The organism is Luteitalea sp. (genome assembly GCA_009377605.1).
Classification (GTDB): domain Bacteria; phylum Acidobacteriota; class Vicinamibacteria; order Vicinamibacterales; family Vicinamibacteraceae; genus WHTT01.
The window spans coordinates 156096-172554 of the sequence record WHTT01000002.1 but is presented as its reverse complement, the minus strand read 5'-3'; the positions used below and the strand labels follow the sequence as shown (position 1 = coordinate 172554).

General features: G+C 64.8%; 17 protein-coding genes, 1 tRNA gene and 1 pseudogene. 11 read left to right on the top strand and 8 right to left on the bottom strand.

Annotated features, from left to right (window positions below; translation table 11 throughout):
* Positions 1–371: 371 nt before the first annotated feature.
* Entirely contained in the window at positions 372–1145 is a 774-nt protein-coding gene (locus tag GEV06_01530) for a hypothetical protein (GenBank protein ID MPZ16584.1), read from the bottom strand.
* 320 nt (positions 1146–1465) lie between these two features.
* Between GEV06_01530 and GEV06_01525 the strand changes: the two are divergent.
* The 11 genes and pseudogenes from GEV06_01525 (at position 1466) to GEV06_01475 (ending at position 8970) form a co-directional block, all read left to right on the top strand.
* A pseudogene (locus tag GEV06_01525) lies at positions 1466–1803 on the top strand (PadR family transcriptional regulator).
* Complete coding sequence (locus GEV06_01520; protein ID MPZ16583.1) at positions 1800–2267, top strand: hypothetical protein; 468 nt, start codon at positions 1800–1802, stop codon at positions 2265–2267. The pseudogene GEV06_01525 and the gene GEV06_01520 overlap by 4 nt, the downstream one beginning before the upstream one ends.
* 161 nt (positions 2268–2428) lie before the next feature.
* The gene (locus GEV06_01515; protein ID MPZ16582.1) at positions 2429–3682 is read left to right on the top strand and encodes a tyrosine-type recombinase/integrase; all 1254 of its coding nucleotides are present in this window, start codon (positions 2429–2431) and stop codon (positions 3680–3682) included.
* Positions 3679–3984 carry a hypothetical protein gene (locus tag GEV06_01510; protein MPZ16581.1) on the top strand — a complete coding sequence of 102 codons (306 nt, stop codon included), beginning with the start codon at positions 3679–3681 and terminating at the stop codon, positions 3982–3984. The genes GEV06_01515 and GEV06_01510 overlap by 4 nt, the downstream gene beginning before the upstream one ends.
* Positions 3985–4056: 72 nt before the next feature.
* On the top strand, positions 4057–4269 hold the full coding sequence (locus GEV06_01505; GenBank protein ID MPZ16580.1) for a helix-turn-helix domain-containing protein: 213 nt from the start codon (positions 4057–4059) through the stop codon (positions 4267–4269).
* Between the two features lie 893 nt (positions 4270–5162).
* Positions 5163–5645 (top strand): hypothetical protein, encoded by a 483-nt coding sequence (locus GEV06_01500; protein MPZ16579.1) that lies wholly within the window; start codon positions 5163–5165, stop codon positions 5643–5645.
* Complete coding sequence (locus tag GEV06_01495) at positions 5642–5848, top strand: hypothetical protein (protein ID MPZ16578.1); 207 nt, start codon at positions 5642–5644, stop codon at positions 5846–5848. Before GEV06_01500 ends, GEV06_01495 begins: the two co-directional genes overlap by 4 nt.
* A gap of 82 nt (positions 5849–5930) precedes the next feature.
* On the top strand, positions 5931–6410 hold the full coding sequence (locus GEV06_01490) for a hypothetical protein (GenBank protein MPZ16577.1): 480 nt from the start codon (positions 5931–5933) through the stop codon (positions 6408–6410).
* Positions 6407–6703, top strand: coding sequence for a hypothetical protein (locus GEV06_01485; GenBank protein ID MPZ16576.1), 297 nt, complete (start codon positions 6407–6409; stop codon positions 6701–6703). Before GEV06_01490 ends, GEV06_01485 begins: the two co-directional genes overlap by 4 nt.
* Positions 6704–6779: 76 nt before the next feature.
* Positions 6780–7160, top strand: coding sequence for a hypothetical protein (locus GEV06_01480; GenBank protein MPZ16575.1), 381 nt, complete (start codon positions 6780–6782; stop codon positions 7158–7160).
* Positions 7153–8970 (top strand): hypothetical protein, encoded by a 1818-nt coding sequence (locus GEV06_01475; GenBank protein ID MPZ16574.1) that lies wholly within the window; start codon positions 7153–7155, stop codon positions 8968–8970. Before GEV06_01480 ends, GEV06_01475 begins: the two co-directional genes overlap by 8 nt.
* A gap of 250 nt (positions 8971–9220) precedes the next feature.
* Here the strand turns inward: GEV06_01475 and GEV06_01470 are convergent, their stop codons facing one another.
* The 7 genes from GEV06_01470 to GEV06_01440 form a co-directional block, all read right to left on the bottom strand.
* On the bottom strand, positions 9221–9433 hold the full coding sequence (locus GEV06_01470; protein MPZ16573.1) for an addiction module toxin, HicA family: 213 nt from the start codon (positions 9431–9433) through the stop codon (positions 9221–9223).
* The gene (locus GEV06_01465) at positions 9430–9642 is read right to left on the bottom strand and encodes a type II toxin-antitoxin system HicB family antitoxin (protein ID MPZ16572.1); all 213 of its coding nucleotides are present in this window, start codon (positions 9640–9642) and stop codon (positions 9430–9432) included. The genes GEV06_01470 and GEV06_01465 overlap by 4 nt, the downstream gene beginning before the upstream one ends.
* A 163-nt stretch (positions 9643–9805) precedes the next feature.
* A tRNA-Thr gene (locus GEV06_01460) sits at positions 9806–9881 on the bottom strand.
* Positions 9882–10002: 121 nt separating this feature from the next.
* Complete coding sequence (locus GEV06_01455) at positions 10003–11016, bottom strand: radical SAM protein (protein ID MPZ16571.1); 1014 nt, start codon at positions 11014–11016, stop codon at positions 10003–10005.
* A 22-nt stretch (positions 11017–11038) separates the two neighbouring features.
* Positions 11039–12964 (bottom strand): hypothetical protein, encoded by a 1926-nt coding sequence (locus tag GEV06_01450; protein ID MPZ16570.1) that lies wholly within the window; start codon positions 12962–12964, stop codon positions 11039–11041.
* Between the two features lie 159 nt (positions 12965–13123).
* Entirely contained in the window at positions 13124–13831 is a 708-nt protein-coding gene (locus GEV06_01445; GenBank protein MPZ16569.1) for an arginyltransferase, read from the bottom strand.
* Between the two features lie 3 nt (positions 13832–13834).
* Positions 13835–16138, bottom strand: a complete 2304-nt coding sequence (locus tag GEV06_01440) for a PAS domain S-box protein (protein ID MPZ16568.1) — start codon at positions 16136–16138, stop codon at positions 13835–13837.
* Between the last annotated feature and the right edge of the window lie 321 nt (positions 16139–16459).

The following is a 16459-nucleotide window of genomic DNA, read 5'->3' as shown; positions in this document are numbered from 1 at the left end:
CTTAGGGGACATTTCTATTTCGCTCGCGAGGGGACATTATCACTTCGCTTCAACACGTTCCGGTTGAGCCCCGCTCCTCTTTTGCCACCATGGCTTTCCCGCGTCCTGGATGCCCTCGGAACGAACGGCAAGAACAGGTCCTGGCGGCCGACCAGGGGCAATTGGCGGAGATATGAGTTCGCCAAGTTCACCCCTAAAACACCCTTAATTAAAGCTAACGAAATTGGTGCACCTTCAAACGCAGCGGTGCCTGGTGCGACCACGTCTGCCTGGCGAGCCGCAACTGAGTGTCGCTAGAGGTCTTGCCCCTCGCACGGTGTCAGCGATCGCCACGGCGTTCTCTGCGGTGGCGTAGTCCCCGCAGTGTGACGTTAGGGAGCCGCACTTGTGGCTAGTTGGGCCCGTGCGCGTTTGAGTTGCGTGTCCTCTCCATCCCATAGCCTCTCCGGGCACAGCCGCTCTTCAATGTCCGGCTGCACGCCCCGCCTCTCGAGATTCGTGCCCTGCCAAGTGAAATACGCAGCGACAGGCAGGAGGACGCGATACCCGACGCCAACCTTGAAGGCGCTTGTGGCGACGAGTCGGCCGGCGGTCTTCACGCCGATAAGTGTCGCGAGGCGGTACTCCGACGCGAAGGCCGCGACCATCTCCGCAGCGCTGGCCGAGTGCTCGTTGATCAGCATCACGACGTGGCCGTGATGGGGCTGAACACCGAGACCTTCAGTGAACACCGCGACGGATCGACCAGCCATGCTGAAGCGGAAGATGAGAGGAAGCACCCCGAGCTTGGACGAGGGGATGTGGTCGAACCGCGGAAGGCGTTCCTTCTCGTAGCCCTTGCGCATCTGAGCGGCGCTGACGCTGTAGCCGACACCCCGTTTGTCCGCGCACAGATGGCTCATGAGTCGAAGGCCGCCGATGCCGCCACCGGTGTTGCCGCGCAAATCGAAGATGAGTCGTGAGTACCCCAAATCTCGCACGGCCCGACTGATATCGCGCGCCACGTCCATCCCGAGGATCCCTGGGAACATCGTCACGCGGATGAGGCCGATGTCCGGACTCAATTTTGACGCGGTCACGACCTGATCCGGTACGACAATCGGGCGCTGCTTCCCGCTCGGCTTCTGCGTAGAGCGGTGCGGCACGAGTCCACGCCCGCAGCCAGGCGAGTCGATCGGCTTCTTTCAGGATCCGCGCCGCGTCGGTCTCCGGCTGTGCTGATGAGCTGAGGACGACCCCGAGGATCAGGGCCGCGCGCCAGATCATGCCCCTCTCCCATATGCTGAGCTTCAGGCAGGTCACAAACCACTATACAGTGGCACAGCAATCATGATGTGCTCGCTCGTGCCAAGAGGCGGGCCTAAAGAGCCCGGGGCGCCCGTGCAGACACCGGAACAGCCGACCTTCAGCGTAGCTGTTGACAGCCTACAGCTTTGGGCTTATCTTGCATCTGTAGAGACGCAACATGTCTGATCCCAAGGCTGACGTACCGTACGGCACGCTGGATTTGCTCGTGCTCAAGACCTTGCAAGCCATTGGGCCGATGAACGGGTATCGGCTGGCGCGACGGATCGAGCAAGTTTCGGAAACGTTCTGCGTCTGAACCAAGGCTCGATCTATCCCGCGTTGCTGCGCCTCCAGCAGAAAGGCTGGATTCGTACGCAGTGGGGTGTGTCGGAGACGAAGCGCCGGGTCAAGGTCTACTCGCTCACGAACGCGGGCGCGAAGCAGGTGCAGCGAGAGGTCGCCAACTGGGAGCGGACCAGCGCCATGGTGGCGCGTTTTCTGGAGTCGCTGTCATGAGTCTCCGCGCGTTCGTGGCCCGCGTACTCGGACTCGTTCGTAGCCGGCAGGTCGAGCGCGAACTGCACGACGAGATTGTGGCGTATCTGGAGCAAGCGGAACTGGACAACCTCCGCGCCGGCATGTCACCGGAGGAGGCCCGCCGGGCCGCGCGACTGCGCTTCGGCGGTGTGGAGCAGGTGAAAGAAATGCATCGCGACGGTCAACGATTTCGTCCGCTGGCGGATGTTGTTCAGGACGTCAAGTTCGGATTGCGATCCATGCGGAAACAACGGGCCTTCGCGGCAGCGGCCATCGTGACGCTGGCGTTCGGGATCGGAGCCAACGTCGCCATCTTTAGTGTGGTCTACGGTGTGCTGCTGAAGCCCCTGCCCTTCCCCCACCCGGACCGGGGCAGGGCTTCGGCCCTGCCCTGGATCCTAGACGGATCCTCGCATGCAAGCCGTTTGATACTCCCACCTTGAGCATCTCACTTACGCTAGATTTTAATTGGGTGATTTGGAGCCGGCGATCGGACTCGAACCGATGACCTGCTGATTACGAAAAGCAGGTCTCGGCATTCATCACACACGCGCGTTTCCGCATAGGCCCGCAAACACTGGCGATTCGTGCTACACTCTACGCTGTGGCACGCACCATTCCGCATCCGCGCGCTACCCATGCGCTACCCAGAGCTCGGCAGGCATGGACTGCTGACCCCAATCAGCACGCCCTGACGATCAAGCGCATTCAGGAGCTCAAGCCACGCCCCACGCGCTACATCGTGTGGGACAGCGAGCTCCCGGCGTTCGGCGTGAGGGTGAGCCCTGCGGGCAGGAAGACCTACCGCCTCGGCTACCGGCTCCCATCGGGGCGCTATCGCTGGGCGAATCTCGGGCGCGTGGAAGCCGTGACGCTCGACCAGGCGCGACGCAAGGCGAAGCGGTATCTCGGGCTGGTCGCGGACGGGAAAGACCCGCTGAGCGTCAAGGACGCGGCCAGAGGCGCCATTCTCACGCGTGACGTGGCCGAGCAGTTCCTTGAGCAGCACGCAGACGTCCATCTGAAGCCCGCGACACAGCGAAATTACCGTCACCACATCGCGCAGCACATTGGCCCGGTGCTGGGCTCGGTTCCCATCTCCGATCTGACCTCGGCGGATGCGGCTAAGCTGCAACATCGCCTACGCGGAACGAAGATGCAGGCGAACCGCGTGCTCGCCACGTTGTCGAGCCTCTGCACCTGGTGTGAGCGCCACGGCTACCGGGACGTGGGCAGCAACCCCTGTCAGCGGCTCGTGAGCTTCCGAGAGACGCATCGGGAGCGCTACCTCTCACCCGAGGAGCTGAAGCGCCTGGGCGCCGCGCTGCGGGTCGGGGCGCGCTACGGCCGGCTGTCTCCCTCGAGTGTCGCCATCGTCAAGTTGCTGGTCTTCATCGGGGCACGCGTGATGGAGATCTGCGCGCTGCGTTGGGACGAGGTCGATCTCGTCACGGGCCAGATTCGGAAGCCACGGAAGCGGGGCGCGAAGCCGATCTACCTCAACCCGCCGGCCGTGCAAGTGCTCGCCGACTGGCCGCGGTTCGAAGGCTCACCGTTCGTGTTTCCCGGCACAGGCCGAAAGACAAAGGGCGCGCATCGTGTCATCCCCGCGAAAGCCTGGAAGTGGATTTGCCGTCGCGCGCGGCTCAAGAATGCGCGGATTCACGATCTGCGCCACTCGTTCGCGTCCGTGACCATCTCGCAGGGCCGAACGCTCGCCGTCGTAGGGGCGCTGCTCGGGCATACGCAGGCCCAGACCACCCAACGCTATAGCCATTTGATGGACGACCCGCTACGGGCCGCGAGCAAGGCCACAGGCGACACCCTCAGCGCGGCACTCGGGAGGCGGCAGCGATGAGCCGACGCCCGAAGACGATCTTCCCCATCGGGAGCCTGGCCGACGTCGGGGCGCACGTCCAGACGATGCAAGACCTCACACTCGGGCGACGAACACGACGCAGGCTGATCAAGGCTTCCCGGCTAGCACGTGAGCGGCGCGACGCTGTCGATTGGGATCAGGTTCTCCGCGCGGTCGCTGACTACCGCGACCGACACCCGACCCACTCCGCCGCGGCCTGTGCGCGCCACGTGGCGCAGACCTTCAAGGTCGCAGCCAGTACCCTCCAAAAAGAGATCTCCCGCAGAAAGTGTTACCGCTAACGTAGGTCGGTAAGACCCACGCATGCCATCGTTGACTCACTGACGCGCATAAGGGTGCGTCGAGGAGTCACGATGCAAGCACAAACTATCCTCGTACCTGAAGACCAGTTCGCCGACGAGATCGGGCAGAGCAAGCGTTCCATCGAGCGGTGGCGGCGGATCGGGTTCGGGCCGCGCTACGTGAAGCTCGGGCGGCGCGTGCTGTACCGCCGTTGCGATATCGATCAGTGGCTCGAGTCGCGCGTGCGGCAACACACCGCAGAGCAAGCCCAAGGTGCGCTGTGAGACACGAAACGCCCGGCGCCTAGCCGGGCGTGAGCGACGAAAGGACGGGACAGTCGGATGTCTACCGTGGGTGCAGATCGGAGACGAGATGATTCTACATCATCATGAGCGCATCGATCATCCCGTTCCGACCGAGGGGAGCGTCTGACGTGGGGCTGCGCCTGATTCAGCAGGTGCTCGATTCGGACCTCCCGCCACGGCTCCGGTTTCTGGCCACCGTGCTAGCGAAGTACGCCGATGACGCCACTGGTGAGCGCATCTATCCGAGTGTCGACCGGCTCGCACGCGAGACCGGCATGACGAGTCGAGCAGTCAACAAACAGCTTGCGGCGCTCCGTGACATGGGTGTTCTCAAAGTACTCCGACAAGGCGGCGGACGACATCTCACCACCAGCTATCTCATGGATGATGGCGCCCTGTGGCCTCGAAGCCTAAACCCTGAACCCACGGACAGGGTTTCCCAGGGGGACGTCAGGGGAACGTCAGACGACACTCCGGAAGAAACCCTGAACGGCGAGACAGAAACCCTGAACGGCGAGACACAAAACCCTGTCCCCAGGTTCACCCAACAATCAGTAGAACCAGAAGGAAAACCATGTACTGCATCGGAGGCAGGCTCCGATGTCCCGATCGCTGACGCTCTCTCCGCTCGCTTAGGCTCGCGTCCCCCCGTGACCGACGAAGAACGTGCTTCGCCTACGGCTCAGACACCAGAGGCGTCACGACCTGGAGAACCTGGTCACGCTGGACAGACGCGAGCCAACGGCTCGCCCCTCCCCCCACGTTCCGCCGTCCCCCCTCCCGCCGCCGATCGGTCGCGCGCCTTCGCCAGCGTCGATGAGCTCGAGCAGGTCGGGCGCTGGGCCAGAGCCAAGGGATGGACGGTTAAGCCGATGCGACAACGCGACGGGTCACGGGAGTACGAGATCCACGAGGCGGACGGCACGGACTACCTTATGGCGCACGAGACCCTGCTCGGCGTCATCGCACAGGAGTCGCGACAGACGGAGACCCCTGCATCCCGAACGGCGCCACGGCCAGCGAAGGCCCGGCAACGGAAGCGGCAAGGCCAGACCTACATGACGGTCGCGGATCTCGATGATGCCTACGCCGAGCAGGTCATTGAGATGTGGCCGTGCAACAGCCCTGATGACCGCTCACGCATGGAGAACCCCTTCGCAGGTGCTTGGTATCAGGAGGTCACGAACTGGGCATGGCCAGACGGGTACGACCCTGGACCCGACATTCTCGCCGAGGCTGAGCGCTGGCTGCGCCACTCGAACGGACAGCCGAAGAACGCCACGAAGGGCGGGAGCCCGGCCGTGTGGCTGCGTCGGATCTGTGAGCACCTCCGACGAAAGGCTCGTGTGGCATGAACGGGATGCTGTTCCCCTGGGGCCTGCACATCGGCCAACGTCACGGCACGCGCGTCGTTGTCGATTCGCTCGGTCTCGATAGCGAGGGCCGGGCCACCTACCGCGTGCGGTGCGAGCAGTGCGAGATGGAGACCGTCGTCACGAGCCAGGAGTTCAGCACGCTCGCCGAGTGCTGCCCGCGCCGGCGGAGAGCGAAGGCGTGACCCCCTACCCAGGGCGTCACGGGTCCTCCGGGGGAGTATCACCATTGCGGGTCTACGGGTCGCATTTGCCAACGAGTTACCGATGAAAAAAGTACACGGAAAATCACGGGGCCGACCGAGGAAGCGGCAGAACACCGAGCTGGTCTCAGCGCTGTGCGCCAAACAGGACGCGATGGCCCGCCGGCTGGCGGGGCAGGTCCGGGAGATCCTCGGGAGCCACGTGCGCGCCGTCGAGGCCGACTGGGAGCGCGCCCACTCGGACAGGCTCATCAGGGAGCGGTGCCTGCGTATACCCCAGGAGTTGACATCCCAGGTCGCGACGCTGACGGACGCGTCCCAGGTCACGGCGCTGATCGATCAGCACATCAGATCGGCGCTCACCGAGGTCGCGGATCGGCTGGAGCGCGAGCCGTGCCCGGCGTATCCTGGGCGTCGTCCGGCGATGTTGAGAGTCCCCGGACCCATCAAGCCGTCGAGGTCGCTGGCGCTGGCGCGGGCGCGGTGCGCGAGGTTGGCGGGGCAACTGATGGATTTACGACGAAGTATCGCGAGGACACGATGAACGACAAACTGATGATTGACGGCGGTCACGAGATCCAGGTGCGGTACGACACCGAGATGATTCAGATGGTCATCATCCGGCCAGACGCCACGGAGTCGCCCCTGCCGGCTATGACGCCCGCCGTCGCGCGACGGCTCACCGGAAGCCTGATTCGTGCCGCGATGACAATCGACCCAGCGGGGCATGACGTCTGGGGGAAGTCGCTCGCCGACGCGCTCAAACGCGGGTTTGCTCAGGAGCTCGCCGAGCGGCTCGCGCTGGAGGCCATGCCGGACGACACGCCCGGTCACTAGCGCGCGGCCGTCATTGCGGTATTCATTTTCTGACACGGGCGCGGGACCGTGCTACGGTTTTCGTGACGGGTGAAACATGTTTTCATTTGCGGATCGGAGCTACACGGCAGCGGTCGCGGAAGCAGTCACGGGCGTGCCCGGCGCCACCGTGAGGACGTGGAGATTTCGCGACGTCTTGGAGCTGAGCGGGGACGCGCTCGGCCTGAGCGGGCACAGAGGTTATAGCTACCACGACCTGGCAAAGATCGCCGCGATGTCTGAGTTCGTGAAGATTGGGTTTTTCCCGGGTAAGGTTTCGTGGGGGATGGTCGAGTCGCTCGCGCTGGCCATCTTGCATCGGCACCAGTACGTGCACCGGGACGGTCTCGCGACGATCACGATCGATGCCCCGGCGCTCTGGGCTCGCCTGTGCGAGCGGCTCGAGGATGCCGCGATGGAGGTGCCCCCCGATGCCTGACCAGCTCCGCACGCGCGCGGCGAGCGTTCAACCATCGACATTGAACGAGAAGGCTCGCACCGTGGAGGTCGTCTGGTCGACCGGCGAGCGCGTGTTGCGACAGGGCTTCGATGGGCCGTTTTTCGAGGAATTGAGTCTCGACCCGCGTCACGTCCGCATGGGTCGATTGCAGTCCGGAAGCGCACCGGTCCTGAACAGCCATCAGGGCCACGATGTGCGGCACGTCATCGGCGTTGTTGAGCGCGCGTCGCTGCGGGACGGCGAAGGCGTGGCCACGTTGCGGTTCGCTGAAGGTGATGAGGTCGCGGACTCCATCTTTTCGAAGATCGCGCAAGGCGTTGTCCGAAATAATTCGGTCGGATACAAGATCCACCGGACCGACCCGCCAGTCGCGAACGGCAACGGCGAGCCACCGACCGTGAGAGTCACGGATTGGGAGCCGCACGAAATTTCGATCGTGCCGCTGGGCGCCGACCCGAACGCGCGAGTAAGGAGTCAGGGAGTTATGCCAGAGATTACACCTCCACATCAGAACCGCATTCAGCTCGACACGAGCCAATCGGTCGAGGCGTTCTTCGTCGAGCAATGCAGAAACTTCCACCTCTCAATCGCCGATGCCGATGCGTTTATCCGACGCAATTGCTCGACGTTGGACGAAGCGCGCGCAGCGTTGATCGACCACTTGGCGCGTCGCGATGCGCAGCTGCCGCCGAACGCTGGGCCGACCGGCGCGCCCGAGCGCGATCGTGTGCATGGATCGAGCCATCACGAGCTGCGTAGCCAGATGGCCGAGGGGCTGTATGCCCGGATGAGCGGCACGCAGCCGTCACAGCACGCGGCGCCGTTTGCTCGAATGTCGCTGACTGTGCTTGGCCGCGAGCTGTTGAGCGCGCACGGCGTCTCGACGCGGACGATGTCTGACAGCCAGGTCGTGGGCGCGCTGCTCGAGCAGCGTAGTGGATTTCACACGACATCGGACTTTCCCGGCATCCTTGGTGACGTCGCGAATAAGACGCTCCAGAGTGCGTACGAAGAAGCGCGGAGCGGCATCATTGCGGTGGCGAGGCGCGGCACGATCAACGATTTCAAGCCCACGCGGAGTTTGCAGGTCGATAACTTTCCCGATCTCACGCAAGTGCTCGAGCACGGCGAGTTTCAGCGGGCCACGATCACGGAAGGCGGCGAGACGTTCCAGCTTGCGACCTTCGGCCGTGTGTTCAGCGTGAGCCGGCAGGCGTTGGTCAATGACGATCTGGACGCGCTGTCTCGTGCGATGCAGAGCGGTGGACGGGCGGCGGCCCGGCTGATTGCGGATCGACTGGTCGCGGCGCTGGAGTCGACGGCGAACATGGCGGACGGGTTCCCGGTCTTTCACGCATCGCACAACAACATCGGCACGCCTGGCGCGATCTCGCTGACGACGGTGAGCGAGGCGGTCGAGGCGCTACGGACGCAGACCTCGCCCGATGGGCATGTGTTGAACCTCGAGCCGCGATACCTCATCGTCGCTCCCAAGCGCGAGACGGAGGGGCGGCAATTCGTGGCCGATATCACGCCGGCGACGTCCAGCGACGTCCAGCCCTACAGGTTGAGTGTCGTCGTTGATGCGCGGTTGGCCGCGGATCCCTGGTATGTCGGGAGTGAACCGACGCCAGGCGGGCTGCGCTACTTCGAGCTCAGTGGCGAGGCGGGCCCGTTCGTCGAGACGCGCGTCGGGTTCGACATCGATGGCGTCGAGACCAAGATCAGGCTCGATTTGGCTGCCGGCATCGACGAATACCGGACGCTGTTCCGCAACGCGGGCGTCTAAGAAAGGCGGGGCGCGATCCCGGTTGCGCCGGCCGACCGCAAGTGCCGTGTGTGCCCTGCCCGTCGTCCTGGAGTGGTCTCTAGGGCGCGCGCTTCATGCAGACGGCACACGCCGGCATCCTCGAACCCTATGCTGAGCCTCCTGTGTTTCGCCGTCGCGGCGGTCTGCTGGTGCTGGGCGCACGAGCAGTGACGGTCTGAGACGGTCACGGACGGTCACGGACCGATAGGGTCGGCGTTGTCGTACGGGGCTACAAATCAGCGGGGGTCAGTCCCGTGTGCTTGGCGATGCGCGACAGCATCGTCGGGCCAAGTTCTACCTTATCGTGAAAGGCCCACACGTAATCCGGCCATCCGGGACGCGCGAGGACCCGGTGTGAGCCGCTTTGACGCTTCATCGACCAGCCGATCTTCTCGAGCGCACGCAGGACGCGAGGCGCCTGTGTGCTCGGCCACTGACTCACGCGGTAACCAGGGAGAGCTGATGGAGGGATGATTCTTCGAGCTCGCCATGCTCGGCGCGGTCAGCAAGCACCCGGAACGTGAGCGCAATAGCCTGGCGGCGCGCGTCATCTTCGGTCTCGCCATAGCAGAGCACGCCGGGCAGATCGATCACTTCGGCCAGCCAGCGGCCATCCTCTTCGCGGTCAACCTCAAGGTGTAGCACGAGCATTGGTTGTCGTCTCCACGCCAGTATCGCGGATCTCCTGGGGTTGTGTCGAGCGAAAGCCTACCGAAGCCCGGACGAGGAATTGGGGCGTTTCTCTGACGCTACCCATCCGCTACCCGAAGCCTCTCGAGCGCTCTGTGTGATTCCCGTAAGTGATTGATTCTATTGGAGCCGGCGATCGGACTCGAACCGATGACCTGCTGATTACGAATCAGCTGCTCTACCAACTGAGCTACGCCGGCCGGTGTGGTGGGAAGAGCTCCCCTGTTGAACGAGCGTCCATCAGGAGAACCTAAGAAGTCTAGCACACGGTCCGGGGATCTACGAGTCGATGGCCCGAAGCCTGTCGATGGCCCGAAGCCATCAATGGGCCTGGGGCGGGTCCTGCGGCGCGCGCCAGAAGTCCATGACGGAGACGCGGTGCACGCAGCCGATGGTGCAGTACGGCGCGCAGGACTTCGGCGCAAGGAACTCACGCCGGATGTCGGACACGGCATACGCCTCCAGCGGGATCCCTGGCGCGCCGCGCTGCTGCGAGCAGTAGTGCACGAGGCCGTCCTCGCAAATATAGAGATACCGCGCGCCTGCGCGACAGCGCCACCGATTGGGACGCCCCTCGACGAGGTTCCGCTCGTGCCGCCGCAACCCCGAATAGAGGTTCTTGAAATAGCCCGGCATGTCGCGCGCGTCGCGCGCGATGGCGTCGTAGACCTCCCGCTCCTTGGGCGCGAGAGGCTTGAGGTGCCCGCTGCCATCATGAATGATGCCCACCGACGTGGAGAACCCAAGGGCGCGTGCCCGCTGCGTGATCGCATAAGCGTCCTCCGGCTGCGGGACGCCGGCGCCGAGCACCGAGTTGATGTGCACGTCGAACAGGGCATGCTCCGCGAGCCACTCGAGCTTGCGGTCGAGCAGACGCAGGCTCTTCTTGGAGACTGCGTCCGGCGCGACATTGTCGATGCTGATCTGGAGGTAGTCGAGGCCCGCCTGGTTGAGTGCCTCGATGCGCTTGGGCGACAGCAAGTACCCGTTGGTGAGCAGTGCCGAGGTCATCCCTCGCTCGCGCATTCCTCGAAGGAGCGCATCGAGATCGGGATGGAGGAGCGGCTCTCCGCCCGTGCATGCCACCGCGGCCGTGCCGAACGCGGCGAGCTTGTCGAGCCGCCGGAGGATCGCCACGAGTGGCACCGGCGCCGAAACCTTGTCGAACTCGTTACAGTAGGTACAGTCGAGATTGCAGCGCCGCGTCACGACCATCTGGGCGAGCAGCGGGTGATCGGTGTCGACGAGCCCGTACGCAACCAGCCGAGCGCCGCGAACGAAGCGGCTGGCCCTCCGCCACAGCCGAACCACGGATCTCCTCCGCGCGCCGGACATCGTCTCCGAAGAAGTGTAGCAGCTACTGCGTGCTGCGCGCGACGCCGGGCGCGAAGTTGACCCGCCGCAACTCCTGCACGCGCCCTTCGTCGAGCCGGCCTTCGACGATCTCGTAGCCCAGTAACGCGAACAGGCGATCGCGCCAGAAAATCGGTCGCGCGTTGCCGTACCAGTCCACACACGATGCGCGGCACGCATCGTCTTGCGCCCCGTCGTGACGGGCCACGAGCTTGCCGGCATCGCTGAAGTTCAACGAGCGGTTCCGCACATAACGCACGAACGCAGAGTCATGTCGAAGATGTGACGCGCCGGTCTGCTCCGCGGAGCGGATCGGCAGTCCGAACATCCCGTTCGCCTCGCTGTCTGGCTTGTAGAAGAAGCCGTGGCTGCGCAGCTCACCCTGCACCGCCGCCTGCTCGGTGAACCGGCCACCGAGCCGAGGCTGCCCTTGGAGGCCGACCGCCGTGAAGTGCAGGTCACGGTCGCTGCCGCCAACCGCAATCGCATCGCCGCCCATGGCCTCGATCCGATCCACAGCGTGTCCCAGAGGCAGAGACACGGGATCGGCCTGGCCCGCAAATCGGTAGGCGTACAAGGAGTTGTCGGTGTCGCCTGGATCGCGGCGCGTCCAGGTGGTCCCGGTCCCATAGAGCACGTACTCTCCAACGAACCGATTCTGAAACGCGCGACCGTCCGGGGCCGGCAACACGCGATATCGATCCGCCGGAGCCTCCGGCGCATCACCATCGAGCTGCGCGAGGGGAACACGCAGCAACGCCACGCCACGCCCAGGACCCTCGGCGTTCCACATCGTGTCGCCGCGTGCGTCCGCGCGCAGGAGCACGTTCAGATGATCATCCCGACTCTGAAGGAATGAGAACTGATCAATTGGTGCCCCCCTGACGCGCAGGGCTGACGGTTCCGACCCGTCGAGCGGCAGGCGATAGAGCAGCGAGCGACGAGCGGCGGCGGTCCGCCACCACGGCGTCATCCATACGTACACGGAATCAGGGGAGACGTAGAAGACGCGTCCCGGTGGGCCCATGACACCCGTCGCCCTGCACGTCATGTCTCGGCTCGCAAGATCGCACACCGTGACCGTGTGTAGCGTCAGAGACGCCGAATCGTCGACCGGAGGGTAGATGCGCGACGGCTCGATGATGCGCTCGAAATCAGCGGCGGTTGTGCCGCTGCGCCATCGCCGCAGCGCAGGTAGCCAGGCCGTGGGCACGGAACCGGTCGCATCGACGTAGAGCGGAGCATAGAAGACGAGGGTGTCACCGAGCAGCCGGCTCGCGTAGTTGCGCGACGAATAGTAGTCGTTCGACCGGAGGTGATACGTCGATCGATACGAGAGACGCCCCTTGGCATCGATGTCGAACAGTCCGATCTCGGTGCCGCCGCGCTCGTAGCTGTAGCCAATCACGATAATCGTGTCTCCGGCGACGAGCATCTCGTCGTACCAACTGCGGCGCGGGTCGATGTCAGGCGCAAAGCCGTCGACGCTCGACACTGGCGTCAGCTCATCGTTGGCAATCGCAACCGTGAAGAGGCGTCCTCGCCGCAAGATCACCAGGTGCTCACCATGGACCTTGACGATGTCCCCTTCGTCGACGCCGGCGTGCTGCGTGTTGGTGATGGAGTCCGCTGTCGCTTGCTCGGTGGAAAGCGAGGCGGCTGCCTGAGGTGAAGGTGCTGGGAGCGCGCCCACCACCCCGCCCGTAACGCCGATCGTCTCTGTCCTTCGCCGCTCGCGTTTCTGCCGCTTGCCGAGCTCTTCGAGGAACGCCAGAAGCTCCCGCTCGGAGGCGAACGCCTTCATCGGGGTGCGCGTGGCGGCCACCGTCGGCGGGGCCTGAGGAGCCAGCACCGTCGCAGATGGGTACGAAACGCCGGCCGTGGTGCTTACGAGTAAGAAAATCAGGAGGGCAGTCCGCCGTGACAGCATAAGTGGCCTCCGCGCGAGGTAGCGCCCGTTTGCCGGCTCGTCCGCCGTAGCGCGGAGCGCGAAGGCGTGAGCGTACCGTCCGAACGCCTCGGCGAGGCGTCCTATCCTTGTTTGACCCCGATCGCGAACGGATGGCCGGGGGAGGGCTACAGGGACTATCTACTGCGTCGGGAACGGCTGCCACACGCCGTCAATCAGGCGCTCGTGCGGGACGAAGCGGGCCTTGTAGCGCATACGCGGTGAATCAGCGATGTAAAAGCCCAAATAGAGGTAGCGGAGCTCCCACTGACGACAGAGCTGCCACTGCTTCAAAATCGAGTAGCTGCCAGGGCTGAGTTGCGCAAGGCCGGTATCGTAGTAGCAGTAGACTGCCGAAAGCGACTCCTGGCCGCGATCGGTAATCGCCACCATGGCCAGCCGACCATCGACCTCGTAACTCAGCTCCAGCGTGTCGCACGTCGTCGTCACGAAATGGCGACGGTAGGTATCGGCACCGATGGTCTGCGCGCGACCGTCGGCAAGGCCGCGTTCGATGAGGTGCTTGTTGTGGAGCGCCAATCGCGGCGCGTCGACCGACGGCCGGCCGGTGCGCACGTGGAATCTGGCGTCACCACGCCGCAGCACGCGACGTCCCCACCGCGACGGCGTGAACCGACGGACGTCGAGGCGCAGCGGGACGCACGCAGCGCACGTGGGACACGCCGTCCGGTACCACAACGCGCCCAGCCGCCGCTCGCCAGTCGCGAGCCGCGCGTCTACCTCGGGCGGGGTCAACCGGCGGGACGGCAGGCGCAACGGCATCCGCGCCTTGCGATCGAGCAAGTACGGGCAAGGTTCGAGCCCGTCCCACACGAGGATGTCAGACACGCCTTAGTGTACCGTCGATTTCCCTTCAGGCTGGAGCAGAGCGCTCAGGGCGACTGCGAGGTCGCGCAGCGAGAATGGCTTGGGAAGGAGGGCATCGAAGCCGTGCTGCTCATAGTCGGCCAGCACACCGCTGTCGGCATAACCGCTGACGACGAGCACACGGGCTTCGGGATCGACCTCACGCAGGCGGCTGACGGCTTCGACACCGCCCATGCCACCGGGGATCGTCAGGTCCATAATGACGGCGGCAAAGGGCTGGGATGCCTGCTGTGCCACACGGTAGCGCTCCAACGCTTGCCGGCCATCGGCCACGGCCTCGGTCTCGTAGCCGAGCGCCCGCAACATCGCCGAGGTGACGTCGCTGATGATGCGCTCATCATCCATCACGAGAATCCGGCCCCGGCCGCGCGGCACCGGCGCCGTCGAGCTGGCCGCAGGCTGCACCGTGGTGCTCACCGCACGGGGCAGGAAGATGTTGAAGTTGGCACCGGCACCATGGACTGATTCCACCGAGATGAAGCCCCCATGGCCCTTGATAACCGAGTGGGCGACCGCGAGGCCGAGGCCGGTGCCGCTGGGTTTGGTCGTGAAGTACGGATCGAAGATACGCGCCAGATCCTCGGGAGCGATTCCCGTCCCATGGTCGCGAATACCGATTCGGACGAACGGTTTGTCCTGCGTCGGCATGTCGGCATGCGGTGGCGATGCCCACACGTTCGTGCAGCGCACCTCGAGGACACCGCCACGCGGCATCGCCTGCTGCGCGTTGATCACGATGTTGTTCACCACTTGCTCGAATTGGGCCTCGTCGACTTCGACGGGCCAGAGGTCCGGTGGCGCCTCGACGAAACAGCGGACATTCGATCCGCGCACGGCGAACCGAACGGCCGCGTCGACCAGGCCGCCGACATAGGTGCTGCGCTTGATCGGATCGCCGCCCTTCGAGAACGTGAGCAGCTGGTGCGTCAGACCGCGCGCCCGCAGGCACGCTTTCTCGGCCTCCTCGAGCCACATCGTCGTATCTTCGGACAGATTCTCATTGCGCTGTTGCGCGAGGGCCAGGTTGCCGACCACCGCCGTGAGGACGTTGTTGAAGTCGTGCGCAATCCCACCTGCCATGACGCCCAGCGACTCCAGCTTGCTCGCACGCACACGCTCACGTTCGAGGCGAATGCCTTCGGTCACGTCGCGCGCCACCAGGACAACGCCCATCTGGCGCCCGTCGCGATCGCAAATGGGTGCGCCGGTCAGGTGCACCGGAACGCGGGTTCCCGTCCGGCCCATGAGATCGCAGTGCGCTTCCGCTTCCGGCATGCGCCCCGTGGCAAGGACCGGCGCCAGCGGATGCTCTCGCGGCGTGCCCGCCGTGCGGTCGACCAGGTGCAGTACTTCACTGAGATCGTGGCCGACCGCCTCGTCTCGCGACCAACCCGTGAGCTGCTCCGCCACGTTGTTGAGCAGCGTGATGCGGCCCTCCAGATCCGTCGTGATCACGCCATCGCCAATGCTGCTGACCGTGACAGCCAGCCGCTCTTTCTCCGAGGCGAGCGCTTCAACCGCCTTGGCGTGCAAGTCAGCAATCGCCTTGACGCGCGCCTGCTCCTTTTGCAACTGCGTGAAGTAGACGCGATAGGTGTAATAGATGAGGTGTACCGGGACCGCGACGAACAGCGTCAGCCACCAGGCGCCTCGTTCGATGACGATGACACAGGCGGCGGCCAGGGCGGCGCCGAGGTAATAACCAGGGCCACTCCAGAGAAAGTTGTCCTGCCAGCAGCGGAGCACCGGCTGGCCGGTCGTGATGGCCACGGCCGTGGCAATCGCGAACGAGTTCACGAGAAAGTACGCCGACGTGGCACCAAGCAGTGGCGCCATCAGCAGGACCGTGCTCGGATCGCCAGAGCGGCCGCCAAGGGCGGTCATGGCCAGGTCTGCCGAGTAGGCGGAGAGGGCGAGAACGGCGGCGTTGAAGAGCTTACGGTAGAAGGGCTGCGGGGAGCGTGCGTGGAAGGTCGACTGCATCCAGGCGCTCACCAGCGCCATGAGCAGCGCGGCGTCAACGCCCAGGAGCAGGAGACCCGCGAAAATCACCGCATACCCGGGCGACATCGTCGCCCAGCCTCGCGGCAGCGGCACCTGCATCTTGAAGGCCGATGCCACCGTTGCGAGGGCGAAGAGGCCCGCAAACAATGGCGGGTTCTTCAAATCGAGCGGCCAGGAGGAGGCAAACGCCCACACGCCGCCCAGGGTGACGGCCGCGACATAAAGTCGCGCGGCGACCGGCAGGCGCTCGGCAGGTGCGGCCATCGGTGCTGACTGCAACGTTGGGGCAGGCTGGCGACCTGCGCTACGGCAAGCCTTTCCGGCGATTCCGCCAGAATCTCCAGACTCTACAGGGTGATGGTATCCCAGAACGCCCGAGCCAGCGCAAGAGGGTACCACCTCTCCAAGGGGGCAAGGGGGCAAGGGATCGAGGGATCAAGGGGGCCTCGAAGCTTTGGGGCAGAGCGTGAGCCGCCTGCCCCTACGGCGCCCGTCCCTTGATCACTCGACCCCTGGATCCCTTGACCCCTTGCATTGCACCCGCCCCGCCGCGTGAGCTACGATGCTCGTTTCGGGCACTGCTTG